This window comes from Prochlorococcus marinus XMU1406, assembly GCF_017696055.1.
Taxonomy (GTDB): Bacteria; Cyanobacteriota; Cyanobacteriia; order PCC-6307; family Cyanobiaceae; genus Prochlorococcus_A; species Prochlorococcus_A marinus_W.
Genome location: NZ_JAAORG010000001.1, coordinates 32,539 through 55,803, shown reverse-complemented (window position 1 = coordinate 55,803; position 23,265 = coordinate 32,539). Strand labels below are relative to the sequence as shown.

Genomic DNA, 23,265 nt, shown 5'->3' with positions numbered 1-23,265 from the left:
ATGGATATTCTTCAAAAATTAAAAAACAACCAAAGAAGGATTGGTTTAACAGGAGGTATTGCAAGTGGTAAGACAACCATAACTAATTACATAAGAAAACATAAAAACATACCAATATTAGATGCAGATCATTTTTCAAGAGAATTAATCAAACCAAACACATATGGATATAAGAAAATTTTAGATTATTTTGGAAATAAAATTATTGATAATAAAAACAATTCAGAAAGGGAAATAAACAGAAAACTTTTAAGGAACATTATTTTTAAACATTCAGCAAGCAAGGAATGGATTGAAAAACTACTTCACCCCTTAATTAAAGAAAGAATGATAGAAGAATGCAGTCAATACAGAAATAATCAAACTATAGTATTGGCTATTCCATTATTGTTTGAAGCAAAATTTGAAGATATTTGCACTGAAATATGGTTAGTTAAATGTCCTAGAGAAATACAAAAAAACAGACTTATCACAAGAGATAAAATTAGCGAAAAAGAAGCATACGAATTGATAAATTTTCAATTAAGTTTTGAAGAAAAAAGAAAATTCTCAGATATTATTTTAGAGAATTCAGATGATCAAAATAAATGGATCAATACGATAAAAGAGCTTCTTTAAGCTTTAGCTATTTAATTTTTCCATAAGAAGTTTATTTGCAAGTTTAGGGTCAGCTTTACCTTTTGTTCTTTTCATAAGTTGACCAACAAAAAAACCAAGTAACTTAGTTTTGCCATTTTTAAATGCTTGAACTTCATTTGGATGTTCATTTATAAGTTCATCAATTATTGGTGAAATACTTGAAGAATCAGATATCATTGCCAACCCTTTTTCTTCAACTAATTTTTTCGGGGAAATATTTTTTTGAATAAGTTCAGGTAAAATTTCTTTTGCAATTTTTCCACTAATTATATTTTTTGAAATCAAGTTAATCATTTCAGCAAGATTTTCAGGACTAAGCTTTAATTCACTAAAACTTAGTTTGTTTGATTTTAAATAGCCCACAATATCACTTGTTACCCAATTTGAAGCTAATTTAGCCTCAGCACCATTTGCTACTGTTTGTTCAAAAAAGTTTGCCATGCTTATTTCATCAGAAATTACCCTTGCATCATATGCAGACAACCCAAATTGACTTACGTATTTATATCTTTTCTTTGAAGGTAATTCTGGTAGTTCTTTAAACCATATTTCTTGTTGGGCTTTTGTTATTTCAATTGGACCTAAGTCAGGATCAGGAAAATATCTATAGTCACTGCTACCTTCTTTTAATCTCATACTTTTCGTTAATTGCTTAGCTTCATCCCATAACCTTGTTTCTTGGAAAATTTTTCCTCCATTTTCATAAACTTCTATTTGTCTGGCTATTTCATAATCACAAGCCTTTTGAATTGCAGAAAATGAATTCATATTTTTTATTTCCACTTTGGTGCCAAAAGGAGCATTGGGTCCTTTTCTAACTGAAATATTGACATCGCAGCGTAATGAACCCTCTTGCATATTTCCGTCTGATACCCCTAGATATCTAACTGTTCTTCTAATCTCTGAAGCATATTCAGATGCCTCTTTACCTGATCTAATGTCTGGTTTACTTACAATCTCACAAAGTGCTATTCCGGCACGATTATAATCAACTAAAGAATACTTAGAGCCAGCTAATCTATCACTTCCTGAATGAACTAGTTTTCCGGCGTCTTCTTCCATATGTAGCCTTTCTATACCAATTTTTTTGATATAAGGTTCTTTGTCCTTTTCAATTATTTCAACCTCTAACCAACCATTTTCAGCTAGTGGCTCATCAAATTGTGAAATTTGATAATTTTTAGGAAGATCAGGATAAAAATATTGTTTTCTATCAAATTTACAATGTTCTGCAACGTTTAAATTTAATGCTAATGAAGTTTTTACAGCATACTCAAGAACAGTCTCATTCAGAACTGGAAGAGTTCCTGGCAACCCACAAACTACAGGATCTATATGGGTATTAGGTGCATCACCAAAAGCTGTTGACGCAGATGTGAATATTTTACTTTTCGTATTAAGCTGTACATGAGTTTCCAAACCAATCACAGCTTCCCAAGATTCCAAATTGTTCATTATTAAAAGTCTCTTTATTAATATTATTGGATATAAAGGAAAAGAGGACCAAAACACAAATAAAAATATTAATTTTTAAATGGCACAAGAAACCAAAAATTCAATATTAATAATTGGAGGTGGACTTTTAGGTTTATCAATTGCTTATGAATTTTCTAGAAATAACTTCAAAGTTTTAGTTTTAAGCAAAAACAGAAATGAATCAGCTGGATTTGTTGCTGCAGGAATGTTAGCTACTCATGCCGAAGGGCTCGAAGATGAATTACTAAAATTTGGCAAAGAAAGTCAAAATCTAATTCCAAAGTGGATACGAAGTATTGAACAAGATAGTAATATTAAATGCGGTTTAAAAAAATGTGGCATAGTAGTTCCTTTTAAAAACAAAGAAGATCTTGAAGAGTTTCCCACTTATAAATATGGAAAATATTTAAATCACAAAGATCTTCAAACAGAAATCAATGGAATGAATTCTATTTGGAAACATGGTTTACTTTTTGAACAAGATGGTCAAATAGATAACCGAAGAAAACTGATGCGTGCTCTTGAGAGAGCATGCTCCTTGAATGGAGTCGAATTTCAAGAGGGATCAGAAGTAGAGGATTTGACATTCGAAAAAAACAAAATTACAGGTGCAACAGTTTTATGTGCCACTGGGGAAATAAAAAAAATTAACTGCGAAAAAGCAATTATTTGCAGCGGTGCGTGGAGTAAAAAAATTTTTAATAAGATTCCAGTCTTTCCTGTAAAGGGACAAATGCTATCAATACAAGGTCCAACAAATTTTTTGAAAAGGGTTATTTTTGGTCCAAAAACTTATCTAGTTCCCCGTGATGATGGACTTATTATAGTTGGAGCGACAGTTGAAAAAGATGCAAAATTTAATCAAGGTAATACTCCTAATGGAATAAAACAACTGCAAGAAGGCATTCGCTCTTTATTGCCAGAAGCTATTAATTGGCCACAAATGGAACATTGGTGGGGCTTTAGACCTTGCACACCAGATCTAAAACCAATAATTGGAAAATCAAAAATTGATAATCTTTATATAGCTACAGGACATTACAGAAATGGAGTTTTATTTTCTGCAATAACAAGTGATCTTCTTTTGAAAATAGTTCAAAATAAAAATCTCAAAGAAATTGAGAAAAGCTTTTTAGAAAAATTTAGTTTAGATAGATTTGCGATTTAAATTTTAATTTTCAGATCGCCATTTCGAATCAGAAGTTTCCCACTCACATAATTCCTCTTCGTTAAACCATAGATCAATTTCAAATTTTGCTGTATCTTCCCCATCAGAACCATGAATAATATTCCTCCCAATATCAATAGCTAAATCACCTCTAATTGTTCCAGGCTCTGCTTCTAGTGGTTTTGTTGCACCTATTAGTTTTCTAGCACTCAAAATAACTCCTTCGCCTTCCCACACCATTGCTACAACAGGGCCGCTTGAAATAAAGTCTACTAAATCACCAAAAAAGGGTCTTTCTCTATGTACTCCATAATGATTTTGAGCAAGTTCTTTTGAAGGAATTAATTGCTTTAATCCAACCAATTTAAATCCTTTTTTTTCAAATCTGCCAATAATCTCAGAAACATATCCTCTTTGAACTCCATCTGGTTTAATTGCAATAAAGGTTCTCTCTTTAGTCATTTAGTTAATAATCACTCTATGTATATTCAACTTTTGGGTGGTAACTTGGCAAGTAATCATTAAAATAAAAGATATTGTTTTAAGTTATTTTCAAAAACATTTATTAATCACTAAGACATAAATTGACCAATTTTGAGCCGCAAAAATTAAAGAATATTTGGACTATTGAAGATAGTATTTCGACTTATAACATAGACAAATGGGGAGATAAATATTTTTCTATAAATTCCAAAGGAAATATATCAGTAACTAAAGATATAAAATCTGAAAATAAGATTGATCTTTTTAAGCTTGTCAAAGAACTTAAGAGTAGAGAAATAAATCCTCCATTAATCATAAGATTTAATGATATCTTGAAAGATCGAATAAATGCATTACATGACTCTTTTTTAAAAGCAATAAAAACCTATAAATATAAGAACATTTATCAAGGCGTTTTTCCTGTCAAATGTAATCAACAGAAAAATGTCCTAGAAAAGATAATAGAGTTTGGTAGCCAATGGAATTTTGGTTTAGAAGTAGGAAGTAAATCAGAACTATTAATTGGCCTTGCACTTCTTGAAAACCAAAATTCATTATTAATATGCAACGGATATAAAGATAAAAAATATATTGAGATTGCTACTTTGGCCAGAAAACTCGGTAAAAATCCAATAATAGTTATTGAACAACGAGACGAGGTAAAAAGAATTATTCAAGCAGTTCAAGAACTTAACGCGACTCCATTGATAGGAATTAGAGCAAAGTTATCAAGTAAAAGTAGTGGTAGGTGGGGTAAATCTGTTGGAGATAATTCCAAATTTGGATTATCAATCCCAGAAATTATGTTGACAATAAAAGAACTAAAAGAAGCAAATCTTATCAACGAAATGAAATTGCTCCATTTTCATATAGGCAGTCAAATAAGTGAAATTGCTGTGATCAAAGACGCATTACAAGAAGCGAGTCAAATATATGTTGAACTATGCAAACTAGGAGCCCCAATGCAATATATCGACGTTGGGGGTGGATTAGGAATAGATTTTGATGGAACTAAAACCTCATCCAACACTTCTACTAATTATTCTCTCCAAAATTATGCTAACGATGTAATTGCAACTATTAAGGATTCATGTGAATTAAATAATATAAAGCATCCAACCATAATCTCAGAAAGTGGAAGAGCAATAATTAGTCATTGTTCAGTTTTAATTTTTAATGTCTTAGGAACAAGTCATGTCAGTTCCAAACTAAAAATTTTTGATAAAAAAAATCAACAATTAATAATTTCAAATTTACTTGATACTTTCTATGAATTAAAAAAACTTAAAAATAAAAAAATAAATTTATCTCAAATAATTGAACTATGGAATGATGCAAAAAAGTTTAAAGAAGATTGCTTAGTCGCTTTTAGATTAGGATTTTTAAGTTTGGCAGAAAGAGCTTATGCCGAAGAACTTACTTGGGCTTGTGCAAAAGAAATTTCTAATAACCTGAATAATGATGAAATCAATCACCCTGATTTATCTGAAATTACAGAAACTCTTGCATCAACTTATTATGCAAATTTATCTATCTTTAAATCTATTCCTGATAGCTGGGCAATAAATCAGATTTTTCCAATAGTACCAATACATAGGCACTTAGAGGAGCCGTTCTGCAAAGGCAACTTTGCAGATTTAACTTGTGATTCAGATGGGAAACTAAATAATTTTATTGATAATGGAAAAATTAAATCACTACTAAATTTGCATAAGCCAGAAGAAGATAAAGATTACCTAATTGGAATTTTTATGACTGGAGCCTATCAAGAAGCATTAGGAAACTTGCATAATTTATTTGGCAATACCAACGTTGTTCATATAGACATAAATCAAGATAATTCATATAAGGTCAGAAATATTATTAAAGAGGACAGTAAATCTGAAATTTTACAATTATTAGATTACAGTTCAGCTTCTTTGGTTGAATCTATAAGAATTAATACTGAATCAGCAATTGATCAAAAAAAATTAACTATTGAAGAAGCAAGGAAATTAATGGATCAAATCGAAATTAGTCTCAGAAAAAGTAGTTATTTATCAGAATGATTAGCTAATGTTTTTTGCAAATAATTTTTAGCATAATCTAAAGCATCACTTAACTTATCAATATCTTTAGCACCTGCCTGAGCAAAGTTAGGCTTTCCTCCTCCACCTCCTGAACAAATTCTTGCAATCTCATTAATTAATTTACCTGCATGCAATCCTTTTTTTACTACATCATCACCTAAAGAAACTACAAATAACAACTTTCTATTTTCTGGATTTGGTATTCCCCCAAGAATCACTATTGCTTTATTTCCTAAATGAGAAGTTAAATTAAGTGCTGCAGATTGCAAAGAATTCCCATCTAAGCCATCAATCTGATTTACTAAAATTGAAAAAGAATTTACTATTTCTGCGGATGATTTTATAGAAGAGTATTTAAAATATGCAATTTCATCTTTCATTTTTTGTATCTCTTTATTCTTATTAATAAGCTCTGCTTGCAAATTATTAACCCTTTCAAAAAGTTGATTAGGATTTGCTTTTAACAAATCACTTAGTTGGTTTACTAATGCATTTCTATCACTGAAATAGTCTAATGCTGATTGGCCTGATAATGCTTCGATTCTTCTGACTCCAGCTGAGATTCCTTCCTCACTAATTATTTTGAAAGAACCTAATTCGGATGTAGTTTTAACATGTGTGCCACCACAAAGTTCCATTGAAACTCCTGGTACATTAACGACGCGTACTTCATCATCATATTTTTCTCCAAACATGGCGACTGCGCCCTTTTCAAGAGCCTCACTCTTAGACATATTTTTTATTTCTAGGGCATGATTTTCCATAATCCAAGAGTTAACTAAAGTCTCAATCTTAGAAATTTGATCTTTAGAAATAGGATTAGAGGAATTAAAGTCAAATCGTAATTTATTAAAGGCTACTAATGAACCTTTCTGTCCAACACTTTCATTAATAACTGATTTAAGTGCAGATTGTAATAAATGAGTAGCTGTATGATTTGCAGCAGCCTTAGCTCTATTAGAGGAGCTAACATTAGTCTTAACTTTTTGTCCAATAGTTAATTTTCCTTTTTTGATCGTTCCATAATGTAAAAAAACATTTTTCTTTCGCATGACATTATCAACCAAGACATCAACATCGTTTGAAAATATCGTTCCAATATCACCAACTTGCCCGCCAGATTCTCCATAAAAAGTTGTCTGATCAAGAACAATTAAAACTTTCTGACCTTCAGTTGCTTCCTTAACTAATGTTGAATCCAAGAATATACCCTTTATTTCAGCTTCCGAAAGGAGTGACTTATAACCATTAAAAACAGTTTTGTTAAAAAGATCTATTTCTCGCTCTAATGATCCCTCTAATGTCAAATCAATATTACTTGAAGCAGCTTTAGCTCTTTCTTTTTGTACATTCATTTCTTCTTCAAAACCCTTTACATCTACACTGATACTATGTTCTTCAGCAATTTCTACAGTAAGTTCTAGAGGAAATCCATAAGTATCATAAAGTTCAAAAGCTTTAAAACCAGAAATTAATTTCTGCCCTGAAGAAATTAACTCATCTAGCAATTTCTCTCCTCTTTCAAGAGTTTCCCTAAATCTTATTTCTTCAATTTTTATCTCATTCAAAATTAAATCATTATTATTTTTTAAATCAGGATAATTATTTTGCATTAAGTTAATTCCGACAGTAGCAATATGAGGTAAAAATTCATTTGTTATACCTAATAATCTGCCATGTCTGACCATTCTTCTAATAAGCCTTCTTAATATATATCCCCTACCGAGATTACTTGCTGATACTCCATCAGAAATTAAATGAATAACAGCTCTTGTATGATCACCAATGATTTTTAAAGAAATTTTGTTTTTATCATCTGAAGAAAAATAATCAATATTTGCAATCTCACAAATTTTTTGAATAATAGGAAAAATTAAATCTGTCTCATAATTATTTTGCTTTTTTTGTAGTATTTGAGCCATCCTTTCAAGACCCATTCCTGTATCAATATTTTTAAATTTTAAATCTGTCAATTTTCCATTGGGATCACGATTATATTGCATAAAAACAAGATTATAAAATTCAATAAAACGATCTCCATCTTCTAAATCAATATTCTGCAGACCCAGTTCAGGATGAAAATCATAATAAAGTTCTGAACAAGGTCCACATGGACCTGTTGTGCCAGATGACCAAAAATTATCTTTTTCACCTAGTTTCACTATCCTATCCGGATGAATACCAATTTCATCTCTCCAAATTTTTGCAGACTCTTCATCTTCTTGAAAAACACTCACAATTATATTTTCAACAGAAAGTTGATAAATAATAGTAACTAATTCCCAAGCCCATTGAATAGCCTCTCGTTTAAAATAATCTCCAAAAGAGAAATTACCAAGCATTTCAAAAAAAGTGTGATGTCTAGCTGTAACTCCAACGTTGTCTATATCGTTTGTTCTGATGCACTTTTGGCTAGATGTAGCCCTTTTTGATGGTCTTTCTTTTAAACCTAAAAAGACTGGTTTAAAAGGTAGCATTCCAGCAATTGTGAGCATAACCGTAGGATCATCTGGAATCAAAGATGCACTTGGAATGATTTTATGTAATTTTTCACTGTAAAATTTTAAAAAAGCATTTCTTATCTCATCTCCAGTAACTATTTTTTTAATTAATTGAGATGTCATTTATCCAGAATAAGAAGAATAAAAATTAAAGAAAAGCATAATTTCGGTTATTTCGCAAAAATGATCACGCGGATCTATATTCTATATAACTAAAGTTATTTTATAAAGCGAATTATTCTATGATAGCCTCTGCCCAGACAAGTAATTCTAAATTGGCACAAATAAATAACAAGTTGACAGTACAATCTCAAAACTTTACTGATGATTCTTGTGCCATAAGATCTCTGGATTGGGATCGCAGTAGATTTGATATTGAATTTGGTCTAAGAAATGGAACTACTTACAATAGTTTTATTATTAAAGGCGAAAAAATAGCAATTATTGATACTAGTCATGCAAAGTTCGAAGAATTATGGTTTGAAGAATTACTGAAAAAGGTAAATCCGCAAGAGATTGATTATCTAATTACAAGCCATACAGAACCTGATCATTCTGGTTTAATAGGTAATCTTTTAGAGTTAAACCAAAATATCACAGTAGTTGGATCAAAATTAGCCCTTAAATTTATTGAAGACCAAATTCATATTCCCTTTAAGCATTTAGAGGTTAAGAGTGGAGAGTTTTTAAATCTAGGAACTAATCCTAATAGCGGTTTAGAACATAATATTGAATTTATAAGTGCACCAAATTTACATTGGCCAGATACCATATTTTCATATGATCACAGCACACATGTTCTTTATACATGCGATGCATTTGGACTTCATTATTGCTCTGACGAATTTTTTGACACTGATCAAAAAAAAATATACGATGATTTCCGTTTTTATTACGATTGCCTTATGGGTCCAAACGCTAGAAGCGTTCTGCAGGCAATTAAAAGAATAGATAAGCTACCTGAATTAAAAACAATAGCTGTTGGTCATGGGCCTTTGCTCCATAATCAGGTCAATTTTTGGAAAGGAAAATATCTCGAATGGAGTAGCAATAAAAGCAAAGGTAATGATTTTGTCTCAGTTTGCTATATCAGCGACTATGGTTATTGTGATCGACTAAGTCAAGCGATATCTCATGGAATAAGTAAAGCGGATGCACAGGTTCAATTAATTGATTTAAGATCTTCTGACCCGCAAGAATTAACAAGTTTGATTTCCGAATCAAAAGCAGTAGTCATTCCTACATGGCCAGTAGACTCAGATAATGAATTAAAAGAATCTCTCGGTACTTTATTTGCAGGACTAAAACCGAAACAATTTACTGCTGTCTATGATGCATTTGGTGGAAATGATGAACCAATAGATTCCTTAGCAAATAAATTAAGAGAACTTGGTCAAAAAGAAGCTTTTTCCCCTTTAAGAGTTAAAAATATCCCAGATCCCATTGTTTATCAACAATTCGAAGAAGCTGGAACTGACTTGGGTCAATTGATCAATAAAAAGAAGAATATAGCCTCTATGAAGAGCCTTGATTCAAATTTAGATAAAGCGTTAGGTAGATTAAGTGGAGGATTATATGTAGTTACAGCGAGCCAAGGGGAAGGCTCGACATTTAGACAAAGTGCAATGGTTGCTAGTTGGGTTAGTCAAGCAAGCTTTTCTCCACCAGGTATTACAGTTGCAGTGGCAAAAGATAGGGCTATTGAATCATATATGCAAGTTGGGAAAGGTTTTGTAGTGAATATCTTGAGAGAAGATAACTATCAAAAAATGTTCAGACATTTTTTAAAGAGATTTGCCCCTGGAGCTGATAGATTTGCAGATGTAGATGTAATTAGCAACATAGCTGAAGGAGGACCAGTTCTCTCAGATTCACTCGCCTTTTTAGATTGTAAAGTTAGTTCCAGACTGGAGACTCCAGACCATTGGATAATATATGGAATTGTTGAAAATGGTAATGTTTCTGATTTATCATGTAAGACAGCAGTTCATCACAGAAAAGTTGCTAATCACTATTAGAAAATAAGTCTTTAAAATGTCAGATATTAATATAGGCTTACTTGCAAAAAATCAAAACTTTTCAGAATTTGAAATTACCGAAAATTTTTCTTGCGTAAGATTCTTAGATCAAAATAAAGAAAGATTTGAACTTGAATTTAACCTTGAAAAAGGAACCTCTTTTAATACTTTCTTCATTAGAAGTCATGAGGAACTTTTTATTATTCATCCACCTGAAAAACAATATTTAAATTCATTTAGTAAAGTAATTTCTAGGTTTTGCGATGAATTTAGATTAGATAAAATCAACTTCATTTCTGGCCATATTAATCCCCAAATTATTGAAACTTTAAAAAATATAAGTACCCAATTTCAAAACACAACTATTACTTGCTCTAATCCAGGTTATAAACTTATTAGCGAACTTTGGAATCAAAGAAATCCTACCTTAGATAACTTTATTGAAATTCAATTACCTGGAATAAACATAATTAAAAAAGAACTTAATTTAGAATTAGACAACATTTCACTAGAGTTAATTCCTATTCCAACAGCACGTTGGCCTGGTGGCCTGATAATTTATGAACGTAATCAAGAAATACTTATTAGTGAAAAAATTTTCTCTGCACACATTGCATCTAAATATTGGTCTGAAACAAATCGAGTTAGTACAGAAATTGATAGGAAACATTTTTATGATTGCTTGATGGCACCAATGTCTAATCAAGTAGTATCAATAACTGAAAAAATTGCAGATTATGACATTAAAACTATTGCGCCATTACACGGACCCGCGATCGAATATAGCTTAAAAAGCTTTTTGAATGACTACATTAGATGGGGAGAGAATCTCTCAACAAATAATCCTAAGATCGCTCTGATATATGCTAGTGCATATGGAAATACAGCCTCAATAGGTGATGCATTAGCTAAAGGGATAAATAGAACCTCAGTAGAAGTTGAAAGTATTAATTGTGAATTTACACCTAATGATGTACTTATAAAATCTATCCAAAATGCTGATGGATATTTAATAGGCTCTCCCACATTGGGTGGTCACGCACCAACTCCAATAGTTAGTGCACTAGGAACATTGTTAGCAGAGGGCAATAGAGATAAGCCAGTGGGAATTTTTGGCAGTTTTGGCTGGAGCGGCGAAGCTATAGATTTACTTGAAACAAAATTAAAAGACGGTGGTTTTAAGTTTAGTTTTGACCCTATAAGAATTAAATTCAGTCCAAATAAACCAAAGATTAAAGAGCTAGAAGAAATAGGAACTCATTTTGGAAGAAAAATTTTAAAAAAAGTAAAAACAAAACCTAGAAAGTCTGATACTGGAATGATTACAAGCAAAACGAATCCAAAGCTACAAGCTCTTGGAAGAGTAATTGGCTCACTCTGCGTTCTAACTGCCTCTAAGGGCAAAGATGAGAATAATATTAAAGGAGCTATGCTTGCATCCTGGGTTAGTCAAGCAAGTTTTTCTCCTCCGGGGTTAAGTATTGCAGTAGCAAAAGATAGATCGGTAGAGTCTCTCCTGCAAATAGGAGATTCATTCGCATTAAATATTCTTAGTGAAAAAGATTTTAAAGAACCTTTGAAAAGATTCACAAAACCCTTTGCGCCAGGCGAAGATAGATTTGAAGGTTTAAATATTGAATTAACTCCTAATGAACAAATAATCATTCCTGAATCTTTAGCGTGGTTAGACGCTTCAGTAAAAGAGAGAATGGAATGTGGAGATCATTGGGTAATATACGCTGAAGTACTACACGGTAATATACTAAAATCCGATAGTCTGACAGCAGTTCATCACCGTAAAACTGGTGCTAGCTATTAAATTTATTTATCTAATTTATGACTGAATCAAAAGATCTTATAATCATTACTGCTAGTTGTGGAAAAAATCTAGAACTTTCTGAAAAATTCCTTGAAAAAAGTAATGAACTGAAAATAAGTTCTGAGATATTAGATCTTACGACTCTTGATATTCCGTTATTTAATCCAAGAATTCACAGCAAAGATAATATCCCAGTTGTAATAGAAGAATTAAAAAAAAAGCTTTTCGCAATAGAAAAGTGGGTGATTTGTGCTCCTGAATATAATGGATCTATTCCCCCTATTCTCTCAAACTTTATAGCTTGGTTATCTATTTCAGGAGATGACTTTAGGAATTTATTTAATGGTCAACCAATCGCAATTGCTACATTCTCTGGTGGAGTAGGTTTAGAGCTACTCACCTCATTACGCATTCAATTAGTGCATTTAGGAAGTCAGGTATTAGGAAGACAACTTTTGTCCTCATATAGTAAACCAATAGATACAAAAACTATTGAAGATATTATTCAAAGACTTCTACAAATGAAAAAAATAAAAACATAAAAATTTGTAATTGAAAACTTCTTATCAATTATTTTTATTCCAAACTTTTAGAATTTCTTTCGCCATAGGAAGTGCATGAACTGACCCTCCACCTGGTGTATTTTGGGCAAAAGCGACAACTAGAAGTTCACTTGCCTCTGATGGAGTAAAGCATACAAACCAAGCATGGTCCAAACCAGTCTTCCAATCTTCAGCGGTTCCCGTTTTACCAGAGACTGGGGGCATATTAGTGACTCCAGTATTAATTCCTACACCTGTTCCAGATTCAACAACTTTTCGTAAACCATTTTTTAATAACTGGATATGCTTTGGATCAATATCAAGTTTAATTCTTGATTTATCAGGCAAAGATTCTCTATATTTTTGAGTTAAATAAGGAGTTACTAAATAACCTCCATTAGCAATCGCTGAATATGCTCTAGCAATTTGAATTGGAGTTACTTGAACAACCATTTGCCCAATAGACATACTCGCAATATCTTCTGGAACCCAAGGAGTTCTTCCTGGCTGCCCCCATCCTCTACCTTCTTTAGCCCATTCACTACTAGCTACTAATCCTATATTTTCTTGTTCAGAAATTTCAATTCCAGATAAAGAATTAAAACCAAGCTTTCGGGAGATCTTATGAATTTCATCAACTCCTACTCCATAACCTACCTGATAAAAAAATGTATTACTAGAAACTCTTAAAGCATCTTCATAACCTATTACTCCAAAGCCTAAATCATTATGCTCTCTAAAGCATTGACTCCCATAAGTTATACATGGTTTGGTATCTAACATTGTATCTCTAGGAAATTTTCCACTTTCCAAGCCCGCTAATGCTGTTACAATTTTCCAAACACTTCCTGGATCATAAGCATTTAATGCTCTATTAAAAAGAGGTTTTTCAGGAGAATTAAAGATATTATTGTATTCCTTTTCAGGCTTAAAATCCTTTGAAAAAAAATTCAAATCAAAATTAGGCTTACTTACCATCGCTCTTATTGCACCATCTCTTGGATCCATTACTATTATCGCTCCAGCTTTTTTATCTTGAAGAACTTTCTCAGCAACTAATTGCAGATTAAGGTCTATTGTTAATTCAATATCATTCCCTTGTACTGGAGGTCTTATACCCAATGATCTTTGAAATTTTCCTAATGAATTTACTTCAACCATTTCTCCACCCCATTCCCCTCTTATAAAATCTTCGTAAACATATTCAATTCCTGTTCTTCCTATTAAGTCATTTAATTTATAACCTTTCTTAGATAAGAATTTATATTCTGATTCAGTAATTGGCTGAGTATAACCAATTACATGGGCAGCAAGGGATTTATAAGGATAATATCTAATTAATTTGGTAGCTATTTCAAAACTAATTAAATCACCTTCATTTTCCTTGAATTTTATTAATTGATCTACATTTAAATCATCAAGAATAGTTACTGAAAGTTTTTGATTTTTTAGACCATCAGAATATTTTTTTTGAATTTCATTACTTTCAATATTTAACAAGTTAGAAATACTTGATTTATGTCTTTCCCAATTGGTTTTATTAACAGATTGAGGCTTTATTATCAAAGAATATTTAACTCTACTATCTGCTAAAACATAACCATTTTTATCTAGTATTCTTCCGCGTATTGGCTGTGAAGCAATAAGTCTGATCCTATTCTCATCTGACATCTTCTTAAAAGATTCATAATTTAAAAGTTGTAAAAAAATTAACCTAAATAGAATCAATAGAAACGAAATAGAAGAAAAAATAAGTAAGACTAAAGATTGTCTCTTTATTGAAATAAGTTTTTTATTAGGACTTGTTTTTATCAAAAATATAAAATTTATTTAAATATTGTTTTTTCCAATAAACCAATGATTGATTTTATCTCTTTAAGTCTAGTGATTAAATCTTTATAATCACTATCTTCATTGTTCAAATTAATTTCGTCATTTACAATATTATTTGAATTAAAATTTCCACTCATAAAACTTAAGCTTTTTAAGCAATCATTTCAATTAATATAATCTAATCTTAAAAAAGAAAGGTATTTTTTCAAATTTATATTAACTTAGATAGTTTAAAAAATATCAAAAATAAATTAATTTAGTTGATCTATATTTTGTTCAAAATAAGGATTACAACTATTCTTTGATATCCCTAAAGACCATCCAATAAATGAAGAAATAAATATTGTGACGATTAACGGCAAAATGGCTTGTTGAGTATTTACAAGACTAAACCATTCCCTCCAACTACTAAAAAATCTTTCTCTTTGAAATTTTCTTTTTTCATTTTCTAATAATCTCGCTTTTTTCGCGAAAGATTTTGTTACCCACTTTTCGAAAGGAATTTTTTTTATAATCGCCATTTTTCTCTCTACTTCTAATAATTGTCCGGAACTAAGATAAGGATGAAAAGTACTTATCAATTCAAGAGTTTTTAAAAACATCTCAACAGTTGCATCTTTTATAAGCTTTTGCTCATGACTTAAATCAGCCCACTCTATTTCTGGATAAAAACGGTTCCTGTTTGGTGAAATTTGATCCTCTGACATTTGACCAGGTTCTCTAAGCCATCTATTAGTATTTTCGTCAAATCTGCGCCAATATAAAAAAGGATTAATAAAAATTGTTTTACCAGATACTTTGACTACATCTTGTTGGAGATGATTAGTTATCTTTCTTTCAGAATTTTTCGATTTTATCAAAAGTCTAAATAAATAATCTAATTAAAGATTATCTTTTTTTCACTATTTTTCCAGAAATATGAAAAAATTTCCTATGAATATTAAGTTATGGATAACTGCCAACGCTTCTTTAAATAATTACAGTACTCACAATTTAAGGAAGGTTTGGGGAAAACATCCGAACGTAATAAATTAACCGTATCAATTATCTTTTTTTCTACCCATGAAGTAGAGCAATCTAATTTAATAAGATGAACGTCAAAATTTAATTGGTTATTAAATAACTCTTCATTTTTCTTTCCATTGAAATATAAAAGATAAGCTTCTTTGGCGACTTGAAAACCGTTTTTTTTAAATAACCACTGATACATTTCTAATTGCCTCTTATAAGCTTTTGCATATTCGTATTTATTAAAAGTTTCAGACCAATCAAAATTATTTCTAGATGTTGCTTTTACATCAATAATAATAAGGTCACCATTTTTTTTCTGCCAAATATCGTCCACAGCTCCACCAAAATCATAATTATGTTCAATTGACTTATATCTTATACCTTGAAAATTACTTCTCCAAAGTTCCAAATCTTTGTGTTTGAAAGGAACAGCATCAATCCCATGTTCAATAAATAAAGGATGTGGCGCCTGAATTTTTCTGTAGTAATCAAATTCATTTTTACATAAATTATCTACAGCAATATTTAAAGTAAATGGTAATGATGGTGGTTTTATTTGATATTTTTTATCAAGTACACAACATCTTGGACAACTAAGATATTTCTCAACAGTAGATCGACTTAATTTTAAAATTCCGCTCATTACAATTAATATCTCATTAAAAAGTATTTCTTACATAAAATAAAAGTCTTAAATTTTTTAGAAAAATTGTTCACTTACTCCTGCTCAGTAGTCCCATTGGTAAATTCGATATTTTAACCCTTGAAAGTGACTAGCATCACTGAAGAGTTGAACTTATAGTATCACAAGTAAATTGGTGTGTGACGAATGTGTGATGGAATAGTTATCTTAAGATAAAGAAATCATAGAACTATAAGATGTTTTTCTACAGAGAAATCATGGAGTAAACAGAGTGTAGATAAAAAGAACTTTGGAGAAATCAAGAAAAGAATCCATTATGTGAATAAGTCATTATCATTACTCGAGTTTGACAAGTGGGAACATATAGATTTTGAGCATAGTGATCTTCCAGTTTGCCCTCTAAAAGACCCATAAATCTTGTACATAGTAATAGATACGTTATCCATACTCCCAACTTGAATCCACTCACTAAAACAATACATCTATTACAAAAACAACACACTAGCAACAAAACAAAAACGTCCAAAACAAATACTGCTTACATTCTCAAAGATTGAGGAATATTTACTAACAAGATGTGAGTTACAGAATGTTGGAATACATTGCTTAACTACATAACAAATCTCTGCCTAAGTTTTTAACTGAATGGTCGCTTCAAGAGTATCAAAAACACGAGAGGTAACCATTTTATAGAAACCTAAAAAGTAGGATTGGCAGTTATAAAAAGCAAGATACTAAAAACTTGAAAAGTGATAAGTAATAATTTTGAAAAATTTCACTAACTCCCATAAACTAAGAACTATTGTTTAGTAAGTTTTGATGTCAATAGATATTGAAGACAATAAATCATCAAAAAAAAGTCAATACCGTCCAGAGATTGATGGTTTAAGAGCATTTGCGGTAATCGCTGTCATTATCAATCACTTCAACAAAAACATCTTGCCGGGTGGATATCTTGGTGTCGATATCTTTTTTGTTATCTCAGGATTTGTCATAACATCATCTCTTTATCAAAGACCGAGTAAAAACTTCAAGGATTTCATTAGTGGATTTTATGAACGAAGAATCAGAAGATTAATCCCAGCACTTTCAGTATTTGTTTTGATTATGAGTATTGCAATCTGCTTATTCAATCCAAATCCAATTTTATCTCTGAGAACGGGTCTTACATCGTTATTTGGATTATCAAATCTATATCTAATAAGACAATCAACGGACTACTTTGCACAATCAACAGAACTGAATGTATTTACACACACTTGGTCTCTTGGAGTTGAAGAGCAGTTCTACTTCCTATTCCCATTTCTGATTTGGTTCTCTGGATTTGGAAGACAAACAAAGAATGGTTCTCGAAACCTTTTTCTAGTAGTTGGGGCACTTACAATTGCCTCGCTGATTGGGTTTATTTATTTGTATCAAATAAACCAACCCGCAGCATATTTTCTAATGCCAACTAGATTTTGGGAAATGGCATTTGGTTGTTTACTCTTCATTGGATTTCAGAAGAGCAAATACATAGAGCAATTGCTTGAAAAGGCGCCACCCCTTCTAGTACTTGCATTGATTGTTGGGGTAATGTATTTGCCTATGTCTTGGGCAACAACATCGACAATTGCAGTTGTTGCTCTATCTTCACTTCTTATCGTCTCTTTGAAGAAAGAAACAACAGCATTCAAGGTTTTTACTAACTCAAAAGTTGTTTATCTCGGACTAATATCCTACTTGCTTTATCTTTGGCACTGGGGAGTTCTTTCAATCAGTCGCTGGACTATTGGAATTCATTGGTGGTCAGTGCCATTTCAAATCGCACTAATTCTTGGTCTTGCAATCGCTTCATATCGATATATAGAAACACCACTTCGTAAAGGCAACTGGTTTGAAAAGTTTTGGAAAACGTTTTTAGTAGGTATAGGAATAATTATTCCACTTTCCGGAGGTATTATTACTCTGGAGAAACCACTGAAAAGCAAATTATTTATTGGGAACAAATACAATAAATGGAATATGAAAATTTATAATCGAAAGATCGTAATTAATAATAGTCCACTACTCCCAACAATTTATCTTTTAGGTGATAGTCATGCTGGTCATTATGGAGCAGTTATAGATCATTTAGCAGCCAAAAAAAAACATAATTTGAAAATGCATCCAGGAAAATATGGACTAAACGGACGGAAAATTAATAAAGATCAATATATACTTGCACCTCTCCGAAAATATAAAAACGAATTCAAAAAAAATGACATTATTATTTTTTCAGCACATACAGACCAGTACAAAAAAGGTAAGGACTGGACAAAAAAATATGAAACTTACTTATATCAAACACAAAATATAGGAATGAAATTCATTCTGATTTCCCCAACCCCACACTTTTCAGGATTGAAAGAAGGATACACTTGCCAAGAAGAATGGTACAGACCTTATTGGGCGATCTCTCCTTTTTGTTTTAAAGAAGTAAAAAAGAGCGAATGGTTTGCTTCTAACGCTGCATCTATTGCCAAAATCGAACAATTTCTCTTAGCAAACCCAAAAGTTTCCTATCTTGATGCGTTTTCTATACTTTGCCCAGATCCATACTGCAAAAATCATGACCAACTTTCAGTTATGTATAGAGACGAACATCATCTAAGTTCGTACGGGGCAATGAAAGTAAGCAATGCTATTGAAAATTTTATTGGATCAAAATAATCAAAATTCACGATACGACTCATTCATTATTAGTTTTCAAAGTAAAAAAGAATTGAGGACACATATAAAAACAGTAGATACTACAAACCTACAAAACTTTGAAATAGTCTTTGAGATAGCAATATTTGTTAAACATACTCAGCATAAGTAGGGCAATTGTTTCCAGGGAAACCCATAATTCTTAATTTTGTAAGTTTATAAACATATCTAAAGTGCCGATCTAAGATTTCTCTGTAGAGACGCTTCAAACTTCTATATATGATGGAAGTAAATGGTCGTCTTAGAATCCTGGGGAAAGAAGTTTATAATTTCTTTTTGTAACCTTTGTGTGATGATTCTGATCACCCATTACCCTTTATTATAAGAAGATTATAAGAACATCAACTCCTTAGAACTACTCCCACTCAATAGTTCCAGGAGGTTTGCTTGTAATATCATAAACAACTCTATTAACTGAAATTACTTCATTTACGATTCTATTTGAAATCCTCTCCAAAATCTGAAAAGGAATTTTTGACCAATCGGCTGTCATACCATCTTCACTTGAAACACAACGTAAAACTATTGGCCATGCATAAGTCCTTTTATCACCCATAACTCCTACAGTTTTTACAGGTAACAATACTGCAAAAGCTTGCCAAATATCATTGTAAAGTCCTGCTTTTTTAATTTCGTCTCTTACTATCAAGTCTGCATCTCTTAAACAATCAAGTTTTTCATTATTCACCTCTCCCAAAATCCTAATGGCTAATCCTGGTCCTGGAAATGGATGCCTTTTTATAATTTCATTCGGCAAACCTAAAGCAGCTCCAACTTTTCGGACTTCATCCTTAAAAAGTTTTCTTAATGGCTCAACTAATTTAAATTGTAAATCCTTTGGCAATCCACCCACATTATGATGACTCTTAATTTTTACAGCTATTCTTTCACCTGTCTTAGGATCAATATTAGTACCAGCACTTTCAATAACATCAGGATAAAGAGTACCTTGAGCTAAATACTGAAAAGGTCCCAATCTATTGCTTTCTTCTTCAAATACTCTAATAAATTCTTCACCAATAATTTTCCTTTTTTGTTCTGGATCGGTAATCCCTTTTAATTTGGCAATAAACCTTTCTCTTGCATTAATATATTCAACTTTAATATGAAATTTATTATCAAAAAAATTCATTAAAAATTCTGGTTCGCCTTTTCTCATGAAACCTTGGTCTATAAACATGCATGTAAGCTGATTTCCAATTGCTTTATTAAGAAGAAAAGCAAGAGTTGAGGAATCAACTCCTCCTGATAAGGCAAGCAAAACTTTTTTATTGCCAACTTGCTCTCTTATCCTGGGAATAGTTTCCTCTATGTAGGTTTCGGTAGTCCAATCAGCCACGCAACAAGAAATTTTATAAATAAAATTTTTAATTACCGTCATCCCAAACTCTGAATGAATAACTTCAGGATGAAATTGTACGCCAAATAATTTCTTTACATCATCTGAAATTGCTGCATGGATTGTGTTCTCGGTATGAGCAATTTTATTAAATCCATCAGGCAAACAATTAATTGAATCGCCATGACTCATCCACATTATAGATTTATCTTCTACATCAAAAAGGAGGTCAGATTCTTGATCTATATTTATTGGTGCTCTACCATATTCAGCTTTTTTGGTTGCCGAAATAACAGATCCTCCAAGTTCTTTAACCATTAATTGCATTCCATAGCATATACCAAGAATAGGAATTCCCAAATTAAAAATTTTTTCATCACATTTAGGAGCATTTTGTTCATATACAGAATTCGGGCCTCCACTCAAAATGATCCCTTTAGGATTAATTTCATTAATTTCCTCAATTGAAATACAATTACTTACTACAAGAGAAAAAACATTGGTTTCTCTAATTCTTCTTGCAATCAATTCAGAATATTGAGATCCGAAATCTAAAATTAATATTGAAGGATCTCGTTCTTTTTTTAAAGCTGTTTGACTCATGTATAAAAGTTAGCTCAATTTAATTACAAAAGCATAATGAATCACAAATTAGTCTAATTGAAAATAAGAAATATACTTATTACCGTAAATTCCAGTCCACCTTATTTTCCTTTTTCTATCAAAAATAATTGATGCGATTTCCATATCAGTTTTTACGTACCTATTTACATAAATCAAAGAACGCTTTTCAATCGTATTTGATAAATTCTTGAATAATTTATCAGCTAAAGATTGATTAAATCTTTCAAGAAGTAGTAATGCATCCTCAAGATTATTTAACTTAGATAATTCAACTATTATTTCAGAAGGTACCTTTTCTTGAACAGCTAAATAAACAAGAATCTCAATTCTTGCATCAGCTAAGTGATTATGTGTATGAAAAATACCACCTGCCAATTTAATTAATTTTCCGTGATAACCAAAAAGAATTACAGTTTTAACTTTTTTTATTGCAGCATCAACTAATAATGGTCCTATCCAATTTCCAATTTTGATAATTGGCAAATTAACATTATATGTTTTGGCCAAATTTAAGCCATTTTCGCCAATAACAAAAACAACTTCCCCTTTAAAATCATTTTGAATTACCTTTGCTAGATTATTCTTAGCCTCTTCCAATTGCTCAGGTGAAGCACTCAAATAAGTCTCAGCAGAAGTACCAATAATAGATAATCCATTAACAATACCAAATGACTTATTGCTAGTTCTTTCAGCTAAAAATGCACCATTTGGGAAAATAATTTCTAATTTCAAATTAAAGCCCTCAGGAATACTATCTAATAAATTTTCATATAAAACTTCTTTTGCAAAATTAGAAATGCATATCTCTGATGTATCTTCTTTAATACCTACACCAGATCCTGCAATAATATTTATTGGAATTGTTTGAACAGGATTATTAATAGAAATTTTTTCTAAAGAGGCTATTGTCCATATTTCTAAGTTTTGTGTAATGTCAAGATCTAAACCTGACTTTGCAAAGGTAATTCCTAATGCATGCGAGTCATCTTTAAGTAAACCAACTGAATGAATCTCGATTTTTATTTCTTTTTTTTCATTAGGAATTTTTATTAGTTCATAATTCTCAAATGGTAGCCCTACTAGTTTTTTTAATGCTGACCTAGCAGCTCCAGCAACCCACAAAGGTAAAGAAAATCCTTTTTTCAAATCAAGTAATTGAAAAATATATAATGAGAACTAATCTAAGAATGACCTATTTAACAAAAAGTGGCCATACAACAAAAATTATCATTGATGATTCCTGGACCCACACCAGTTCCAGAAAAAGTTTTACAAGCATTAAGTAAGCATCCAATAGGCCATCGCAGTAAAGAATTCCAAGATCTCGTAGAGAGTACTACTAAAAATTTAAAGTGGCTTCATCAAACTCAAAATGATGTTCTAACAATCACTGGTAGTGGGACCGCCGCAATGGAGGCTGGAATAATTAATACCTTAAGTAGAGGAGATAAAGTAATTTGTGGAGAAAATGGAAAATTTGGAGAAAGATGGGTGAAAGTTGCTAAAGAATTTGGTTTAGAAGTAATAAAAATTGATTCCGCATGGGGAACTCCACTTGATCCAAAAGAATTCAAAAGGGTTTTAGAAGAAGATAAACAAAAAGAAATAAAGGCGGTCATTTTGACTCATTCTGAAACCTCAACAGGTGTAATTAATGATCTAGAAACTATAAGTTTATATATTCGCGAACATAACACAGCTTTATCAATTGTTGACTGCGTTACAAGTCTTGGAGCTTGCAATGTCCCAGTAGATAAGTGGGCATTAGATATCGTTGCTTCAGGATCACAAAAGGGATATATGATACCGCCAGGCCTTAGTTTTATAGCAATGAGCCAAAAAGCATGGAAAGCTGCAGAAAAATCTAATTTGCCAAAATTTTATTTAAATTTAAAATCCTACAGAAAAAGTCTTTTAAGTAACAGTAATCCATATACTCCAGCAGTTAATTTGGTTTTTGCTTTAGATGAAGCTTTAAAAATGATGAGAGAGGAAGGATTAGATAAAATTTTCCTCAGACACAATAAACATAAATTAGCAATGAGCAATGCTGCAAAGACTTTAAATCTAAAATTATTTGCTGATGAAAAATATTTAAGCCCTTCAATTACTGCAATAAAAACCGAAGGAATGGATGCAGAAGAATTTAGGAAAACAATAAAGAATAATTTTGATATTTTACTTGCTGGTGGTCAAGATCATTTGAAGGGAAAAATATTTAGAGTCGGACATTTAGGTTATGTTAATGATAGAGATATTATTACGATAGTTTCTGCTATAAGCATTACACTTCTCGACCTAGGTAAAATTACAGCCCAACAAGCTGGTGAAGCATTAGTTGTCGTATCTAGATATCTGAAAGGAAATTAA

The 23,265-nt window shown here is 31.4% G+C and carries 17 protein-coding genes; 8 read left to right on the top strand and 9 right to left on the bottom strand.

What is annotated here, in order from left to right:
* Entirely contained in the window at positions 1-618 is a 618-nt protein-coding gene (gene coaE, locus HA149_RS00250; RefSeq protein WP_209111952.1) for a dephospho-CoA kinase, read from the top strand.
* 3 nt (positions 619-621) lie between these two features.
* Here coaE and gatB read toward each other — a convergent pair whose 3' ends face one another.
* Complete coding sequence (gene gatB, locus HA149_RS00245) at positions 622-2,094, bottom strand: Asp-tRNA(Asn)/Glu-tRNA(Gln) amidotransferase subunit GatB (RefSeq protein ID WP_209111950.1); 1,473 nt, start codon at positions 2,092-2,094, stop codon at positions 622-624.
* A 79-nt stretch (positions 2,095-2,173) separates the two neighbouring features.
* Here gatB and thiO point away from each other — a divergent pair, with 79 nt between their 5' ends.
* Positions 2,174-3,283 carry a glycine oxidase ThiO gene (gene thiO, locus HA149_RS00240; RefSeq protein ID WP_209111948.1) on the top strand — a complete coding sequence of 370 codons (1,110 nt, stop codon included), beginning with the start codon at positions 2,174-2,176 and terminating at the stop codon, positions 3,281-3,283.
* A 3-nt stretch (positions 3,284-3,286) separates the two neighbouring features.
* On the opposite strand, the gene ndk is transcribed toward thiO, so the two are convergent.
* Positions 3,287-3,745, bottom strand: coding sequence for a nucleoside-diphosphate kinase (gene ndk / locus HA149_RS00235; protein ID WP_025932884.1), 459 nt, complete (start codon positions 3,743-3,745; stop codon positions 3,287-3,289).
* A gap of 122 nt (positions 3,746-3,867) precedes the next feature.
* On the opposite strand from ndk, the gene speA reads away from it, so the two are divergent.
* On the top strand, positions 3,868-5,814 hold the full coding sequence (gene speA, locus HA149_RS00230) for a biosynthetic arginine decarboxylase (RefSeq protein WP_209111946.1): 1,947 nt from the start codon (positions 3,868-3,870) through the stop codon (positions 5,812-5,814).
* Here the strand turns inward: speA and alaS are convergent.
* On the bottom strand, positions 5,799-8,459 hold the full coding sequence (alaS, locus tag HA149_RS00225) for an alanine--tRNA ligase (protein WP_209111944.1): 2,661 nt from the start codon (positions 8,457-8,459) through the stop codon (positions 5,799-5,801). The genes speA and alaS overlap by 16 nt on opposite strands.
* Before the next feature lie 119 nt (positions 8,460-8,578).
* Between alaS and HA149_RS00220 the strand changes: the two genes are divergently transcribed.
* The 3 genes from HA149_RS00220 to HA149_RS00210 are packed head-to-tail and all read left to right on the top strand — an operon-like array spanning position 8,579 to position 12,715.
* Complete coding sequence (locus HA149_RS00220) at positions 8,579-10,354, top strand: diflavin flavoprotein (RefSeq protein ID WP_209111942.1); 1,776 nt, start codon at positions 8,579-8,581, stop codon at positions 10,352-10,354.
* A 16-nt stretch (positions 10,355-10,370) separates the two neighbouring features.
* Positions 10,371-12,173: a diflavin flavoprotein gene (locus tag HA149_RS00215; protein WP_209111940.1), complete on the top strand. Its 1,803-nt coding sequence runs from the start codon at positions 10,371-10,373 to the stop codon at positions 12,171-12,173.
* Positions 12,174-12,190: 17 nt separating this feature from the next.
* Positions 12,191-12,715: an NADPH-dependent FMN reductase gene (locus tag HA149_RS00210; RefSeq protein WP_209111938.1), complete on the top strand. Its 525-nt coding sequence runs from the start codon at positions 12,191-12,193 to the stop codon at positions 12,713-12,715.
* A 24-nt stretch (positions 12,716-12,739) separates the two neighbouring features.
* Here HA149_RS00210 and mrdA read toward each other — a convergent pair whose 3' ends face one another.
* The 4 genes from mrdA to HA149_RS00190 all read right to left on the bottom strand — a co-directional run bounded on the left by mrdA (position 12,740) and on the right by HA149_RS00190 (position 16,202).
* Complete coding sequence (mrdA, locus tag HA149_RS00205; RefSeq protein WP_209111936.1) at positions 12,740-14,530, bottom strand: penicillin-binding protein 2; 1,791 nt, start codon at positions 14,528-14,530, stop codon at positions 12,740-12,742.
* A gap of 11 nt (positions 14,531-14,541) precedes the next feature.
* Positions 14,542-14,685 (bottom strand): hypothetical protein, encoded by a 144-nt coding sequence (locus tag HA149_RS00200; RefSeq protein ID WP_209111934.1) that lies wholly within the window; start codon positions 14,683-14,685, stop codon positions 14,542-14,544.
* 114 nt (positions 14,686-14,799) lie between these two features.
* On the bottom strand, positions 14,800-15,408 hold the full coding sequence (locus tag HA149_RS00195) for a hypothetical protein (protein WP_209111932.1): 609 nt from the start codon (positions 15,406-15,408) through the stop codon (positions 14,800-14,802).
* 80 nt (positions 15,409-15,488) lie between these two features.
* On the bottom strand, positions 15,489-16,202 hold the full coding sequence (locus tag HA149_RS00190; RefSeq protein WP_209111930.1) for a PD-(D/E)XK nuclease family protein: 714 nt from the start codon (positions 16,200-16,202) through the stop codon (positions 15,489-15,491).
* 819 nt (positions 16,203-17,021) lie between these two features.
* Here HA149_RS00190 and HA149_RS00185 point away from each other — a divergent pair.
* A complete protein-coding gene (locus HA149_RS00185; RefSeq protein WP_209111928.1) occupies positions 17,022-18,893 on the top strand; it encodes an acyltransferase family protein in 1,872 nt (623 codons plus the stop codon).
* A 394-nt stretch (positions 18,894-19,287) separates the two neighbouring features.
* Here HA149_RS00185 and guaA read toward each other — a convergent pair whose 3' ends face one another.
* Positions 19,288-20,874, bottom strand: a complete 1,587-nt coding sequence (guaA, locus tag HA149_RS00180) for a glutamine-hydrolyzing GMP synthase (RefSeq protein ID WP_209111926.1) — start codon at positions 20,872-20,874, stop codon at positions 19,288-19,290.
* Between the two features lie 48 nt (positions 20,875-20,922).
* Entirely contained in the window at positions 20,923-22,041 is a 1,119-nt protein-coding gene (gene cbiD, locus HA149_RS00175) for a cobalt-precorrin-5B (C(1))-methyltransferase CbiD (RefSeq protein ID WP_209111924.1), read from the bottom strand.
* Positions 22,042-22,101: 60 nt separating this feature from the next.
* On the opposite strand from cbiD, the gene HA149_RS00170 reads away from it, so the two are divergent.
* On the top strand, positions 22,102-23,265 hold the full coding sequence (locus tag HA149_RS00170; RefSeq protein ID WP_432421766.1) for a pyridoxal-phosphate-dependent aminotransferase family protein: 1,164 nt from the start codon (positions 22,102-22,104) through the stop codon (positions 23,263-23,265).